This window comes from Nocardia sp. NBC_00881 (assembly GCF_045207455.1).
GTDB lineage: Bacteria > Actinomycetota > Actinomycetes > Mycobacteriales > Mycobacteriaceae > Nocardia.
In genome coordinates this window covers 3323980-3338710 of sequence record NZ_CP108798.1, presented here as the reverse complement: position 1 = coordinate 3338710, position 14731 = coordinate 3323980, and the positions used below count along the sequence as shown (strand labels likewise).

Genomic DNA, 14731 nt, shown 5'->3' with positions numbered 1-14731 from the left:
ATGCATAACATGGCCGCACGGGTCGCAGCAATGGCCGGACGCTGCGCGGGACGAGAGGAGCCGCCGATGCTCACCGAGAGCACCCTCAGCGCGGGGGAACGCGCCGCGATCGACACCGTGCCGCGGGGTCTGTTCATCGACGGGCGGTGGCGGGAGACTGCCGGATCGCTGCCGGTCGTCGATCCATCGACTGGACAGCTGCTCTGCGAGGTGGCAGACGCCGACCCCGCGGACGGACTCGCGGCGCTGGACGCGGCGTGTGCGGCACAGGCGGATTGGGCCCGCACACCGCCGCGGGAGCGCAGCGACCTGCTCATGCGCGTGCACCGCGCGCTGCTGGCCGACGTCGACCGGCTCGGACTGATCGCGACCCTGGAGATGGGTAAGCCGCTGGCCGAGGCGCGTGGTGAGGTTGCCTATGCCGCGGAGTTCTTCCGTTGGTTCGCCGAGGAGGCTGTGCGCCTCGACGGCGGCTACCTGCCCGCGCCGACCGGGGGCTCACGGTTCCTGGTGACCAGGCAGCCGGTCGGCCCGAGCCTGCTCATCACGCCATGGAACTTCCCGATCGCCATGGGAGCGCGCAAAATCGCGCCCGCGCTCGCCGCCGGTTGTACCAGTGTGGTGAAACCCGCTGAGCAGACACCACTTTCGATGTTGGCGCTGGCCGAGGTGCTGTCCGAATCCGGGCTGCCCGCGGGGGTCGTCAATGTCGTTACGACCGTCGACCCTGCGGCGGTGATGACTCCGCTCATCCGCGACGGCCGTTCCCGCAAACTGTCGTTCACCGGCTCGACCGCGGTGGGCAAGCAGCTGCTCGCGCAGTGCGCGCAGACGGTCATGCGCACCTCGATGGAGCTCGGTGGCAACGCCCCCCTGCTGGTGTTCGACGACGCCGACCTCGATGAGGCGGTCGAGGGCGCGCTCGCGGCGAAGATGCGCAACATCGGTCAGGCCTGTACCGCCGCCAACCGCATCCTGGTCCAGCGCTCCGTCGCCGCCGATTTCGCCCGCCGCCTGGCGGACCGCATGGCGGCGCTGCCGATCGGCCGTGGCACCGAATCGGACGTGGTCGTCGGCCCGCTCATCGACGCCGACGCCGTGGCCAAAGTGCAGTATCTGGTCGGCGATGCCCGCGCTCGCGGAGCCACCGTGCTCACCGGCGGCACCGCGTTCGACGGGCCTGGCACCTTCTATCCCGCGACCGTGCTGGTCGACGTGCCCGACGACGCCGAGTTGTGCCACACCGAGATCTTCGGCCCGGTCGCCGCGATCGGTATCTTCGACACCGAGGACGAGGCGGTTACCCGCGCCAACGACACCCCGTACGGATTGGTGAGTTACGTGTTCACCGAGAACCTCCGGCGCGGACTGCGAGTGTGCGAAGCGTTGGAGACCGGCATGGTGGGACTCAACCAGGGCGTGGTGTCGAATCCGGCCGCGCCGTTCGGCGGCGTCAAGGAATCCGGGCTCGGCCGCGAGGGCGGCCTGACCGGGATCGACGAGTTTCTGGAGACCAAGTACATCGGGGTTCGACTGTGAAGGGAATACCAGTGAGCGAGCGTCAGCGAGTGAACCATAGGCACAGTGCGCATTCGCGCACGACGGAGCCGAGCGTCAGCGAGGCGCGGTCGTGAGTGGATACCGGATCGCCACCATCCCGGGCGACGGCATCGGCGTCGACGTCACCGCGGCGGCGGTGACCGTGCTCGACGCCGTGCTGCCCGGGCTGGAATGGACCGAATTCGACTGGTCCTGTGAGAACTACCTGCGCACTGGCGCGATGATGCCGGCCGACGGCGCGGAGCAGCTCGCGGGTTTCGACGCGATCTTGCTCGGCGCAGTCGGCTTTCCCGGTGTGCCCGACCATGTTTCGCTGTGGGGCCTGCTGATCCCGTTGCGCCGCGCCTTCGGTCAGTACGTCAACGTGCGTCCGGTGCGCCTGCTGCCCGGCACCCAGTCCGCGTTGCGCGACCGCACCGCCGCTGACCTGGACATCCTTATCGTGCGGGAGAACTCGGAGGGCGAGTACTCCCGCATCGGCGGCATCCACAACGAGGGCCGTTCCGACGAATTCGTGCTTCAGGAGTCGGTGTTCACCCGGGTCGGGTGCGAGCGGATCATCCGCTACGCCTTCGAACGGGCCACCGAACGGTCCGGGCGGCTGTGCTCGGCGACGAAATCGAACGGAATCATCCACTCGATGCCCTATTGGGACAGCGTATTCGAACGCATCGCGACCGAGTATCCACAGGTCACGACGCGCCAGATGCACATCGACGCGCTGGCTGCCGAATTGGTGCTGCACCCTGACCGGCTCGACGTGATCGTCGGCTCGAATCTGTTCGGCGACATCCTGTCCGACCTCGCTGCCGCCGTCACCGGCGGGCTGGGCCTTGCGCCTTCGGGCAATATCAATCCCGACCGCACCGCCCCGTCGATGTTCGAGGCCGTGCACGGCAGCGCACCCGACATCGCCGGGCAGGGCATCGCCGACCCGGTGGCCCAGATCCTGGCGGGCGCCATGCTGCTGGATCATCTCGGTGAGTCAGCGGCGGCCGCCGCGGTCGACCAAGCGGTATGCGAGGTACTGGCCGCGGGCGAGGCCAGGACTCCCGACCTCGGAGGCACCGCCACCACCTCCGATCTCGGCACGGCGATCGCGGACCGCGCCGCCGAACTGGCGCGTCGACCGGCCTCTGCCGAGCGGCACTGACCAGCCGCACCCACCCGAGACGTCCTCTCGTAGGGGGCTCTCGGTCTTGCTGCCGAACAGTCGACACTTGATCCGGCGGGTGGGACATGGTTGGGTTGCGCGCGAGAAAGCTCACCTCCATGTCCCGCTCGCCGCGGTGCTGGTCAGCTGGGGTGGGCCGCTTCCAGGGCAGCGACGGAGGGTGCCCGGGGAATGAACGCGGTGGTTGCCAGCGCCAGGAGCAGCAGGGCGGTACAGGCGTAGCTGGACATCGCCAGAGCGGTGCTCATCGCCTCCCACGAGGGCGGTCGACGGGTCCGCCGCCAGTGCCGGTATCGCCGAACCCGCGCTGTCGGTGATGCTTTCGCTCATCCGACCCGCTTCGGCAGTTCCGCCGAGACGATCGCGCAGGCCGGTGTCGAGCACGCTGAACAACAGCGTGGTGAGCGCGGCGATGCCGAGTGCGGAGCCCAACTCACGCGCGGTGCTCTGTATGCCCGCACCCTGTCCCGCGCGGTCGGCGGGGACGTCGGCCAGCACGACATTGGTTACTTGTGCGGTGGCGAGGCCGACGCCGATTCCGTAGAGGAAAAGGGCGAACGCGATCGCCCGGTCCACTGCGCCATTCGAATCTGCCGAGGGTGACCGGTTCAACGGTCCACAGCCAGCCGTGCGAACGGCCCTCGATCAGTCCGAATGCCAGCAGGCCGAGCAGGCGATGGGCGCGCCGTTGTCGCCCGCGCTGCTCGGTAAGCGCATCCCGCTGACCTCGGGCGCCATGACCGCCTTGCTGAACCGCCTCGAACGGGCGGGCTATGTGACGCGGACTCGGGAGCACACCGACCGGAGGGTTGTCACCCTGCGCAGCAGTGCTGGGATCAAGCAGAGCGCGGACAAGTACTTCAGTCCGCTCAACGCGCGGCAGTGCGCGATAATCGCCGAGTATTCGCCGGACGTGTTGCGGCAATTCGAGATGTTCCTGAGCCGGTTGCGGGCCACCCTCGACGACCGACTCGGCGCAGACCCGCCCGAGCGGTCAGGTGGTGAGCCAGATGGCCTCGGCGGCGGGGCGGCCAAGGTCGGTCGGTGACTCGGTGGCGCCGATACAGATCGCGATGGTTCCCGCGAAGTCGCGGCGCTCGACGACCGTGATGGAGGTGTCCAGGGCGATGCCGACGGAGTCGAAGTAGCGCAGCATGTCCGGGTCGGAGTCCGAGATCCGGGCGACCCGGCCGGACTCGCCCGCGTGGAAGTCGCTGAGCTGACGCGCGGGCGGAGTAGGTACCGCTCCGTCCACCGACGGGATCGGGTCGCCGTGCGGATCGCGATCGGGGTAGCCGAGTTTGGCGTCGATGCGGGCCATCAACAGTTCCGAGACCGCGTGCTCGAGCACCTCGGCCTCGTCGTGCACCTCGTCCCAGCGGTAGCCGAGCTCGTTGACCAGGAATGTTTCGAGCAGCCGGTGCCTGCGCACCATGGCCACGGCGGCGCGGCGCCCCGCCGGAGTGAGGGTGATCGCGCCGTAGCGGGCATGCTCCACCAGTCCCTGGTCGGCGAGCTTGCGCACCGCCTCGGAGACTGTCGACGCGGACACGCCGATCCGCTCGGCGAGCAACTTGGTCGAGACCTTTTCCTGCGACCATTCCTGCGCGGTCCAGATCACCTTCAGGTAGTCCTGGGCGACCGACGAGAGCGCGATCGTCGCGGTACCGCCGTGCGGTTCGCCTCGAACGGGGGCGTCGGCAAGCTCACGTCGCGTGGCGATATCTCGTTTACCAGGCACATACCCGAGCTTAGGCACAAGGGTGCCGATATACACATTCAGACACCTGAAGGCAGCGAACTCGCAATATGCGTGTTCATAGGGTCATATCTGCCGCCCGCGGCTTCTGGCGGCTCAGCCCTGTCCGGCGGAGGGATCCTGGCCGTGGTGCGACTGGGGCGACTACGTCCTGCGCGGATTGTCCCGATGTGCCTTGGTGCGCAAGCGATCCGCAGCCGAAGTCGGCCGCGATGCCGGTAACCCGGCGGCTGGTCCCGGACTTGGCGAGGCGATTCCGGCGCCGGCGACTCGTTCTACAGCTATCGTGGCCGCGGCCACAGCATCGATCGGCCGCGCGGACCAGGTGCGTCGCATGCCGTGTGCCCGGACGATTCGGCCGCACGCTGTGCGATCAGCGCTGAACGATCGGCATGAATCGATGTCATCAGGAGAGGACGCCATGAGCGATGATCCGGCCGCCGGAGAGGACACCGGTATCTACGATGTCGCCGTTGTCGGTGCGGGCATCGTCGGGCTTGCGGTCGCGCGCGAGATGCTGTCGCGGCGTCCGGCGGCGCGTTTGCTCGTGATCGACAAGGAGCGCGCTGTTGCGCGGCACCAGACCGGGCGCAATTCCGGTGTGGTTCACGGTGGGATCTACTACACTCCCGGATCGTTGAAGGCACGCCTGTGCGTCGAGGGCACGCGGTTGATGTACGACTACTGCGACGAGCACGCCATTCCGTACGAGCGATGCGGCAAGCTGATCGTGGCCGTCGCGGACCAGGAGCTCGCGGGACTCGACGAACTGGAGTCCCGAGGACACGCCAACGGCGTGCCGGGGCTGCGGCGGGTCGGTGCCGAGGAGATCCGCGACATCGAACCGGCGGCTCGCGGTGTGAGCGCACTGCACGCACCGGATACCGGCATCGTCGACTACGGTCTCGTCGCCCGGACGATCGAGCGCGAGTTACGGGACAAGGGAGTGCATTTCGCGCTGGGCTGCGAGATCACCCGGATGCGCCGGTCCGGCGTCCACACAGTGCTCGAGCACGCCGACGGCGAATTCCGCGCGGGTCGGGCGATCTGCTGCGCGGGTTTGTGGTCCGATCGGCTCGCGGTGTCGGCCGGGGCCGCACCGGATCCGCGTATCCTGCCGTTCCGCGGCGCGTACCTGTACTTGGCCGCCGATCAGGCGCCGGTGGTGCGGGGGATGGTGTATCCGGTCCCGGATCCGGCGTTGCCGTTCCTCGGTGTCCACATCACCAAGCACATCGACGGTCGGGTGTCGCTGGGGCCCACCGCCATGTTGGTCGGTTCGCGCGAAGGCCGAGGTGCGCTACAGGTGTCCGCGCGTGACCTGGCGAGCACACTCGCCTGGCCCGGGACGTGGAAGGTGGCGCAGCGGTTCTGGCGGGTCGGCCTCACCGAGATCCGCATGGCCTCGAGTCACCGCGCCTTCGTGCGGGCGTGCGCGAAATACGTGCCTGCCGTGGCCTCGATGCGGTTGGACGAAGAGACCGGAAGTGGCGTACGGGCGCAGGCAGTCACCCGAGACGGGACGCTCGTCGACGACTTCGTGCTGTCGCGGACCGCGGGCGTCGTCCATGTGCGCAACGCTCCGTCGCCGGCCGCGACGTCGGCGTTCGCGTTGGCGCGGGAACTGGCCGACCGTTTCGAGAAGCACTCCGTCACCGGCTGATCTTCCCCGCCGTTGCGCGAACCGTCAGCAACCAGGAGTGGTTGCGCACACCGACACTCCACGCCCAACATCGAAGCCCCTGCTCGTACGCCGAAACCCGGGCCTCGACCCCTAGGTCGATCGACGGGCCTCGGCAACGCCATCGAATCTTCGGCCGGTCAGCCGCGCGGTCGACGGGGCGCTCAGCTGCTCACCGGCGAGGTTGTAGAACGTCGCGGTGGCCGATCCCGTGAACCGGTCGCCGGTCACCTCGAGTTCGAAGGCGACGATCCCTTTACTCACTACGGCGGGATCGGCTCGATCGACGACGAACTCCAGGAATGCGCCGGAAACGAGGGCTCCATCGGAGCGCCACGTGCCCATGCCGTTGCTGTCGCTGGTGGCACGATTGCCGTGGTCAGGGTTCGACTGCAGCATGGTGCCGCCGGTGTGGAACTGCATCACATGGTGAGGGAACGGAGCGCCATCGGCGATGACCTCCCATGTTCCGAGAACGGGATGCTGATCGTTCATGCCTCCACCTCGCTGGCGCTCGGCTCCAGCATGACCGATAACTCGGCTGTGCTCATCGTTCGCTCGCTCACGCGGTGTCCTTGCATACAGTGGCCAACATTTCGATGCCGCGGTCGATGTCGTCTTGCGGCACGTTCGCGAAGCTCAGCCTCATCGTGTTGTGGTGGTCGCCTTCGCTGTCGGCGAAGAAGACGCTCCCGGGCAGGAAGGCGACGCCGTGCCGCAGGGCCCTGTCCAGAAGCGCGTCGGCGTCGAACTCTCGGGGGCCCTCGATCCACAAAAACATCCCGCCCTCGGGCGTGACCCACCGGAAGCCGTTCGGAAGGTGTCGCTGGACGGCGTCGACCAAAGTATCCAATTTGGCCGAGTACGTGCCGACGATGTGGGTAAGGTGCGCGGTTCCCGCCGCGCTACCCAGAAACTCCGCGGCTATCGCCTGACAGTACGTCGACGTTTGCATATCGATGCCCTGCTTCAGGGCGAGCACAGTGTTCAGCAGCTCGGGAGGCATGACGGTGATACCGATACGGATCGCGGGCGCAAGGGTTTTCGATAGCGACGTGATATAGACCGAGTTGTCCGGCGCGAAGGAATAGAGCGCAGGTGGTGACACCCCGCGGTAGCGCAGGTCGGTATATACGTCGTCCTCGACCGCCAGCGCGCCTCGACGGACAACGACATCGGCTACCTGTATTCGCCGCTCGGTCGACATCGTTCGTCCAGTAGGGTTTTGGAAGGTCGGCAGCAGGTACACGAAGGCGACGTCATATCGGGCCAGGGCCTCGTCCAGCGCTTCCGGCACGATTCCGAAATCGTCGGATGCCACCTCGACAACGGTCGCACCGTGGCTACGGAATAACTTGACGGCCGGCCCATAGGTCGGGGTTTCCACTAGAACCACGTCGTGGGGGTCGAGCAGCGCCAAACACACGTTGTGCAATGCTCCGGACCCGCCGGTAGAGATATGCAGTCTGTCGAGCGAGCACCGAATATAGCGTTGACTCAGAAGATTTCGAGCTTGATCGAGTAGTGGTGCGAATCCCCGGGTCATACCGTACTGGAGGACCGTGCTTCCATACCTGCCGATAACGTCCTGGGACAGTGCCGCGACGAGTTCGCCAGGCAACAGTGCGGGGTCCGGCGCGCCGACGGCGAACGAGACGACCTCGGGGCGCCGTGCGAGCGCCGCAAAGATGTCGTCGATCGGCCCGCTGGTCACCGCGGCAGCACCGCGGCTGCGTTTGCCGAGAACCATCCTATGAACCGATCGGATGACGTCGCCGCAGCCGGGCTACGACATCGGGCACGTCGACATCATGTTCCGGCGCCAACACGACGTCGTCGTTGAACAGGGGATCGGTTCGCATCTCCACCGCGACCAGGTCCTCGGCCTCGTCGAGGTTCACGGCCACGTGAACGACACCCTCAGGAATGTAGATGAACTCGCCTGGGCCATGAAAGTGGGGAGTCAATTCGGGCCCGATCAGCGTGACCGCCGTACCGCGCAGGCAGACGACGATGATCTCGGTGTGTGCGTGGTAATGCGCTTTCGACATCGCGCCGGGAGCCATGTTGACCATGCCCGCCGAGATGCCGGACGCACCACAGGTTTCTTTTGTGACACAAGGGGTCAGACGTTGCCGTTGCCGTCCGATTTTCTCCGCCGAATCGGATGGTCCGATCACACGGACTCGCTTGACTGCACTTTTCATGGGGATACTCCCGGATACTACTGGCGCCGACAGAGTCGGACGCTAGACCATTCCCATCGCTGGTGCGAGGTGAAAGTTCTGGTCGCGGAAATTTCCGCATGCGTTGGCTATTCGCGAATCGGCCCTCCTCGTTTCCCCGTTGGGCATCGAGAATTCCCACATCGGTTGTCTCGGCGGAGTAGTCGCGGGGCCGTCGGTGTCGGGAACTGCGACGTTGTGGCATAGCAGTCCACAACCCTTCCGGCAGACATGCGGTGTCCGCCTTCTCCCGGAGCCGAGCGAGTTCGGCGAACGCGGCTTCGCCGTCACCACGAGGTCCGCCCGTAATCGCGCGAACAACCGGCTCCGGTGTGCCGGCCCGATCTCTCTCCACAGCCCCTTCGTATCCGGCATGTCGGCGGATGCACTCTTCGTGCGGCCGTCGCTCGCGCGGCTGAACCTGGATCGACCACGGACCCACGACACCGGAATCGTCGCGCGACATCAGCATGCCGAATACTGTTCGCAACCTGATTTGCGTAGGCTGCGCACTGTGCAGAGATGGCGAAGTCTCGACGAAGTGCCCGCAGACTGGGGGCGCTGCGTCCTCACGATCGGTGTGTTCGACGGTGTGCACCGCGGTCACGCGCAGCTGATCAGCCGGGCCGTCAAATCCGCCGCCGCGCGTGGCGTCCCCGCGGTGCTGATGACCTTCGACCCGCACCCGATGGAAGTGGTCCGCCCTGGCTCGCACCCCGCGCAGCTGACCACCCTGACCCGCAGGGCCGAGCTGGCCGAGGAACTGGGCGTCGACGTGTTCTGTGTGATGCCCTTCACCCAGGATTTCATGAAGCTGCCTCCTGCCCGCTACGTGCACGATCTGCTGGTCGAGCGGCTACACGTGGTCGAGGTCGTGGTCGGTGACAACTTCACCTTCGGCAAGAAGGCCGCGGGCACGGTCGCGACCATGCGAGAACTCGGTCAGCGCTTCGGGTTCGAGGTCGATGGTGTCACGCTGCTCGGCGAACATGCGGTGACCTTCTCCTCCACCTACATCCGTGCCTGCGTCGACGCGGGCGATATGGCGGCAGCGGCCGAGGCGCTCGGCCGTCCGCATCGGGTCGAGGGCGTCGTGGTGCACGGCGACGGCCGCGGCCGTCAGCTCGGTTTCCCGACCGCGAACGTCGCTCCTCCGATGCACGCGGCGATCCCGGCCGACGGCGTGTACGCGGGCTGGTTCACCGTGCTCGGCCCCGGCCCCACCATCGGCACCGTCACCCCCGGCGAGCGGGCCATGGCCGCCATCTCGGTGGGTACCAACCCGACCTTCTCCGGCCGCGCCCGCACGGTCGAGGCGTACGTGCTCGACGGCGAGGCGGACCTCTACGGCCAGCACGTCGCGGTCGATTTCGTCGAGCACGTCCGCGGCCAGCGCAAGTTCGACTCGATCGACGAGCTCATCGAAACGATGGGCCGCGACGTGGAGACCGCACGCAAGATCCTGGCCGCCGTCGACGACCGCTGAGCGTCAGGAACTTCATGAAATCGAGCAGATCATCGTCGAGCTGCCTGGCGCGCGTGATGTATGACCCGCGCCCCGCGGTGGGGTACTTCTCGTAGATCCAGTTCGGGGGTGAGCTTCGCGGTGCGCCCGCTGGCCGGCACCGCCCGCGATTTCTGCGGGAACAGCCGGGTCCGGTAAGGTGGATCCTCGGGTTTGCTGCGGTCCGCGGCGGCGCCCGCACCGGGTCACCGGATCTCCGAGCGCGGAACTGAGAAATAGGAGTGGATGCCGCATGGCGCTGACCACCGAGCAGAAGTCGGCGATTCTCGCCGAGTACGGCCTGCACGAGAAGGACACCGGTTCGCCGGAGGCGCAGATCGCGCTGCTGTCCAAGCGGATCGCCGACATTACCGAGCACCTGAAGAAGCACAAGCACGACCACCACACCCGCCACGGTCTGATGGCGCTGATCGGTCGTCGCAAGCGGCTGTCGAAGTACCTGCAGGACAACGACATCCACCGCTACCGTTCGCTGATCGAGCGTCTCGGTCTGCGGCGGTAATTTTCGGCTGTATTCGTTCGGCCGCAGCGTGTTCGCGGCCCCTTGGAGTTCGCGTCCGAGCGGCCGACGCTGGCGACTTCGTCGCGGACGCGTCGGCCCCGCTCGGATGCGAGCGGGGCCGCGAACGGGGAATGCTCGGTCTCGCTTCGCTCACGAAAGCGAGGTCCGGTGCGGGTGAGTTTGTGGGTAACGCGTGGCGCCGAGTGTTCGCCGCTGTGTGGTGACTGGCCGCTGACGTGACCGCCGCTTGCGCCTTCGTCACAAATAGGTGACTGGTGGTAATCGACTGCTCGATACGTGGTGTGTCCGATGCGGTCGATAGCTCGGCCGACGGGGAGACGTACAATCGCCTCGTTGGCTACTCGTGTATCAGGGGTGGATTTGCCCCGTCGCACTACAACATGCACAGCCGTATGCACCCGCCGCGTGGCGTCGGTCTTCGGTAGTGGCCTTTCGGCAGCGAATTCGCGCCGTCGGGCTTCGATCGATGACCGCCTCCGCGTCGCCGTGTCCAAGGGGATTCGGCCGGGTGTGCGCGTCGCAGCCAGGAGGGTTGCCGCGCGCCCGTACCCGGTACGGCTGACGACAGCCGGATCGCGCCCACAACGCGCTCGAGCCGGCGAAGACGAGAGGTTGAGAGAAGAGAATGACCGAAACAACTGAACGCAAGACATCGGCCATCGAGGTCGAGCCCGGCGTATTCGAATCCGTCGCACTGATCGACAACGGCAGCTTCGGCACCCGCACCGTCCGGTTCGAGACCGGACGTCTGGCGCGGCAGGCCGCCGGTTCGGTCGTCGCCTACCTGGACGACGAGACCATGCTGCTGTCGGCTACCACCGCGGGCAAGCATCCCAAAGACCAGTTCGACTTCTTCCCGCTGACGGTCGATGTGGAGGAGCGGATGTACGCCGCGGGCCGCATCCCCGGTTCCTTCTTCCGCCGCGAAGGCCGTCCCTCCACCGACGCCATCCTGACCTGCCGCCTGATCGATCGTCCGCTGCGCCCGTCGTTCGTCGACGGCCTGCGCAACGAGATCCAGGTCGTGGTCACCGTGCTGAGCCTGGACCCGAACGACCTCTACGACGTGGTGGCGATCAACGCCGCGTCCGCGTCGACCCAGATCGCCGGTCTGCCGTTCTCCGGCCCGGTCGGCGGTGTACGTGTCGCGTTGATCGAGGGCGAATGGGTGGCGTTCCCGACCGTCGAGCAGCTCGAGGGCGCCGTGTTCGACATGGTGGTCGCGGGCCGCGTGGTCGAGTCCGGTGACGTCGCCATCATGATGGTCGAGGCCGAGGCCACCGACAAGGTGATCGAGCTGGTCGAGGGTGGTGCGCAGGCGCCGACCGAGGCCGTCGTCGCCCAGGGCCTCGAAGCCGCCAAGCCGTTCATCGCCCGCCTGTGTCGCGCGCAGCAGGACCTCGCCGAGCTGGCGTCGAAACCGACCGAAGAGTTCCCGCTGTTCCCGCCGTACGGCCAGGACGTGTACGAGGCCGTCGAAGGCACCGCCAAGCGGGAGCTGAGCGAGGCGCTGGGTATCGCGGGCAAGCAGGAACGCGAGGAGAAGATCGACGAGATCAAGCTCGCCGTGCTCGACCGGCTCGGCGACGACTTCGCCGGTCGCGAGAAGGAGCTGGGCGCCGCGTTCCGCTCCGTCACGAAAAAGTTGGTGCGTCAGCGCATCCTGTCCGACGGCTTCCGCATCGACGGCCGTGGGCTCGCCGACATCCGTGCGCTGTCCGCCGAGGTCGCGGTCGTACCGCGCGCCCACGGCTCGGCGCTGTTCGAGCGGGGCGAGACGCAGATCATGGGTGTCACCACCCTGGACATGGTGAAGATGGCCCAGCAGGTCGACTCGCTCGGCCCGGAGACCAGCAAGCGCTACATGCACCACTACAACTTCCCGCCGTTCTCCACCGGTGAGACCGGCCGAGTCGGTTCGCCCAAACGCCGCGAGATCGGTCACGGCGCGCTGGCCGAGCGTGCGCTGATCCCGGTGCTGCCCAGCCAGGAGGAGTTCCCGTACGCCATCCGGCAGGTCTCGGAGGCGCTGAGTTCCAACGGCTCCACCTCGATGGGCTCGGTGTGTGCCTCCACACTGTCGCTGCTGAACGCCGGTGTGCCGCTGAAGGCGCCGGTCGCCGGCATCGCGATGGGCCTGGTGTCGGATACCATCACCAACGACAAGGGTGAGGACGAGGTCCGCTACGTCGCGCTGACCGACATCCTCGGCGCCGAGGATGCCTTCGGTGACATGGACTTCAAGGTCGCGGGCACCCGCGAGTTCGTCACCGCGCTGCAGCTGGACACCAAGCTGGACGGCATCCCCTCGCAGGTGCTGGCGGGAGCGCTGAGCCAGGCGCACGACGCGCGCACCACCATCCTGGACGTGATGGCCGAGGCCATCACCACCCCGGACGAGATGAGCCCGTACGCGCCGCGCGTCACCGCGATCAAGATCCCGGTCGACAAGATCGGCGAGGTGATCGGCCCCAAGGGCAAGGTGATCAACCAGATCACCGAGGAAACCGGCGCCAATATCTCCATCGAGGATGATGGCACCGTCTTCGTCGGCGCGACCGACGGCCCGTCGGCGCAGGCCGCGATCGACGCGATCAACGCCATCGCCAACCCGCAGCTGCCGAAGGTCGGCGAGCGCTTCCTCGGCACGGTCGTCAAGACCACCGCCTTCGGTGCGTTCGTCTCGCTGCTGCCGGGCCGCGACGGTCTGGTGCACATCTCCAAGCTGGGCAACGGCAAACGTGTCGCCAAGGTCGAGGACGTGGTGAACGTCGGGGACAAGCTGCGCGTGGAGATCGCCGACATCGACAACCGGGGCAAGATCTCCCTGGTGCCGGTCGACGAGAACGCTGAAGAGCCAGCCGACGACGCGGCCGATGCGGGCGCGGCCGGGACCGAGTAGTACTTGTCTCTGTGACGAAGAAGAAGACGGCAACCCCTCTGCTCAACACCGGGCGGGGGGGTTCGTCACTGGAGCTGCGGGTGGAGAGCGACACCGGAGTGCGGCGTACCGTGCTGCCCGGCGGATTGCGCGTGGTCACCGAGTATCTGCCTGGGGTGCGCTCGGCCTCGATCGGCGTCTGGGTAGGGGTCGGTTCGCGCGACGAAGGCCCGACGGTCGCGGGCGCCGCGCATTTCCTGGAGCACCTGCTGTTCAAGGCGACGCCCACGCGGTCGGCGCTGGACATCGCCGAGGCGATGGACGCGGTCGGTGGTGAACTCAACGCGTTCACCGCCAAGGAGCAGACGTGCTACTACGCGCACGTGCTCGACGAGGACTTGCCCTTGGCTGTCGACATGGTGTCCGACGTGGTGCTGAATGGCCTGTGCCGGTCCGCGGACGTCGACGTCGAACGTCAGGTGGTGCTCGAGGAGATCGCCATGCGCGACGACGACCCAGAGGACTTGGTCGGCGACGCGTTCCTCACCGCGCTGTTCGGCGATCACCCGATCGGGCGCCCGGTGATCGGCTCCATCGAATCCATCGAATCCATGCGGGCCGCGCAGCTGCGGTCGTTCCACCTGCGGCGCTACCGGCCGGACCGGATGGTGGTCGCGGTCGCGGGCAATGTCGAGCACGACCACACGGTGGAGTTGGTGCACCGTGCTTTCGAGAATCGGCTCGACCTTTCGGCGACGCCCGCGCCACGGCGGGAGGGACGGTTCCGCCCGCACGGCGCGCCGCAGCTGCACTGGAGCCACCGCGACAGCGAGCAGGCGCACCTGGCCTTCGGTGTGCGCGCCTTCGGACGGCACGAGGGGGACCGGCGCTGGCCGTTGTCGGTGCTCAACGCGGTAGTCGGTGGGGGGCTGAGTTCCCGTCTGTTCCAACGCATCCGGGAAGAACGCGGACTTGCCTACTCGGTGTATTCGAGCGTCGACACGTTCGCCGATACCGGTGCGTTCTCGGTCTACATCGGCTGCCAGCCGGAGAACCTCGGCCAGGTGGCGACGCTGGCGCGTGATGTGCTGGAGGAGGTGGCGGCCAACGGTATCAGCGACGCCGAGTGCGCGCGAGCCAAGGGCTCGCTGCGCGGCGGTCTCGTGCTCGGCCTGGAGGACTCCGCCTCACGGATGAATCGGCTCGGGCGCAGCGAACTCAGCTACGGCAACCATCGCAGCGTCTCCGAAACCCTTTCGCGCATCGACGCCGTCACGACCGAAGAAGTGTCCGCCATCGCGCGCACGCTGCTGGCCCGGCCCTTCGCCGCGTCGGTCGCGGGGCCGTACAAGCGCATTCGCGATCTGCCCGCGACCGTTCGGCGGCTGGTGCCCAGCTGATCC

The 14731-nt window shown here is 67.2% G+C and carries 13 protein-coding genes; 8 read left to right on the top strand and 5 right to left on the bottom strand.

Annotated features, from left to right (window positions below):
• Positions 1-66 precede the first annotated feature (66 nt).
• Positions 67-1539, top strand: a complete 1473-nt coding sequence (locus OH799_RS13645; protein WP_406282077.1) for an NAD-dependent succinate-semialdehyde dehydrogenase — start codon at positions 67-69, stop codon at positions 1537-1539.
• 91 nt (positions 1540-1630) lie between these two features.
• A complete protein-coding gene (locus OH799_RS13640; protein WP_406280184.1) occupies positions 1631-2713 on the top strand; it encodes a tartrate dehydrogenase in 1083 nt (360 codons plus the stop codon).
• 111 nt (positions 2714-2824) lie between these two features.
• On the opposite strand, the gene OH799_RS13635 is transcribed toward OH799_RS13640, so the two are convergent.
• Positions 2825-3310, bottom strand: a complete 486-nt coding sequence (locus OH799_RS13635; protein ID WP_406280182.1) for a hypothetical protein — start codon at positions 3308-3310, stop codon at positions 2825-2827.
• 52 nt (positions 3311-3362) lie between these two features.
• Here OH799_RS13635 and OH799_RS13630 point away from each other — a divergent pair, with 52 nt between their 5' ends.
• A complete protein-coding gene (locus tag OH799_RS13630) occupies positions 3363-3782 on the top strand; it encodes a MarR family winged helix-turn-helix transcriptional regulator (RefSeq protein ID WP_406280180.1) in 420 nt (139 codons plus the stop codon).
• Here the strand turns inward: OH799_RS13630 and OH799_RS13625 are convergent.
• Positions 3729-4391 carry a metal-dependent transcriptional regulator gene (locus tag OH799_RS13625; RefSeq protein ID WP_406282074.1) on the bottom strand — a complete coding sequence of 221 codons (663 nt, stop codon included), beginning with the start codon at positions 4389-4391 and terminating at the stop codon, positions 3729-3731. The genes OH799_RS13630 and OH799_RS13625 overlap by 54 nt on opposite strands.
• A 523-nt stretch (positions 4392-4914) precedes the next feature.
• Here OH799_RS13625 and lhgO point away from each other — a divergent pair.
• Positions 4915-6156 carry an L-2-hydroxyglutarate oxidase gene (gene lhgO / locus OH799_RS13620; RefSeq protein WP_406280178.1) on the top strand — a complete coding sequence of 414 codons (1242 nt, stop codon included), beginning with the start codon at positions 4915-4917 and terminating at the stop codon, positions 6154-6156.
• A gap of 111 nt (positions 6157-6267) precedes the next feature.
• Here lhgO and OH799_RS13615 read toward each other — a convergent pair whose 3' ends face one another.
• The 3 genes from OH799_RS13615 to OH799_RS13605 all read right to left on the bottom strand — a co-directional run bounded on the left by OH799_RS13615 (position 6268) and on the right by OH799_RS13605 (position 8381).
• Entirely contained in the window at positions 6268-6669 is a 402-nt protein-coding gene (locus OH799_RS13615) for a hypothetical protein (protein ID WP_406280176.1), read from the bottom strand.
• 67 nt (positions 6670-6736) lie between these two features.
• Positions 6737-7924 (bottom strand): PLP-dependent aminotransferase family protein, encoded by a 1188-nt coding sequence (locus tag OH799_RS13610; RefSeq protein WP_406280174.1) that lies wholly within the window; start codon positions 7922-7924, stop codon positions 6737-6739.
• A 1-nt stretch (position 7925) separates the two neighbouring features.
• The gene (locus OH799_RS13605) at positions 7926-8381 is read right to left on the bottom strand and encodes a cupin domain-containing protein (RefSeq protein WP_406280172.1); all 456 of its coding nucleotides are present in this window, start codon (positions 8379-8381) and stop codon (positions 7926-7928) included.
• Between the two features lie 532 nt (positions 8382-8913).
• Here OH799_RS13605 and OH799_RS13600 point away from each other — a divergent pair.
• The 4 genes from OH799_RS13600 to OH799_RS13585 all read left to right on the top strand — a co-directional run bounded on the left by OH799_RS13600 (position 8914) and on the right by OH799_RS13585 (position 14728).
• Positions 8914-9885, top strand: a complete 972-nt coding sequence (locus tag OH799_RS13600; protein WP_406280170.1) for a bifunctional riboflavin kinase/FAD synthetase — start codon at positions 8914-8916, stop codon at positions 9883-9885.
• A gap of 271 nt (positions 9886-10156) precedes the next feature.
• Complete coding sequence (rpsO, locus tag OH799_RS13595) at positions 10157-10426, top strand: 30S ribosomal protein S15 (RefSeq protein ID WP_327119649.1); 270 nt, start codon at positions 10157-10159, stop codon at positions 10424-10426.
• 646 nt (positions 10427-11072) lie between these two features.
• On the top strand, positions 11073-13349 hold the full coding sequence (locus OH799_RS13590; protein WP_406280167.1) for a polyribonucleotide nucleotidyltransferase: 2277 nt from the start codon (positions 11073-11075) through the stop codon (positions 13347-13349).
• A gap of 38 nt (positions 13350-13387) precedes the next feature.
• A complete protein-coding gene (locus OH799_RS13585) occupies positions 13388-14728 on the top strand; it encodes a M16 family metallopeptidase (protein WP_406282071.1) in 1341 nt (446 codons plus the stop codon).
• Positions 14729-14731: the final 3 nt, after the last annotated feature.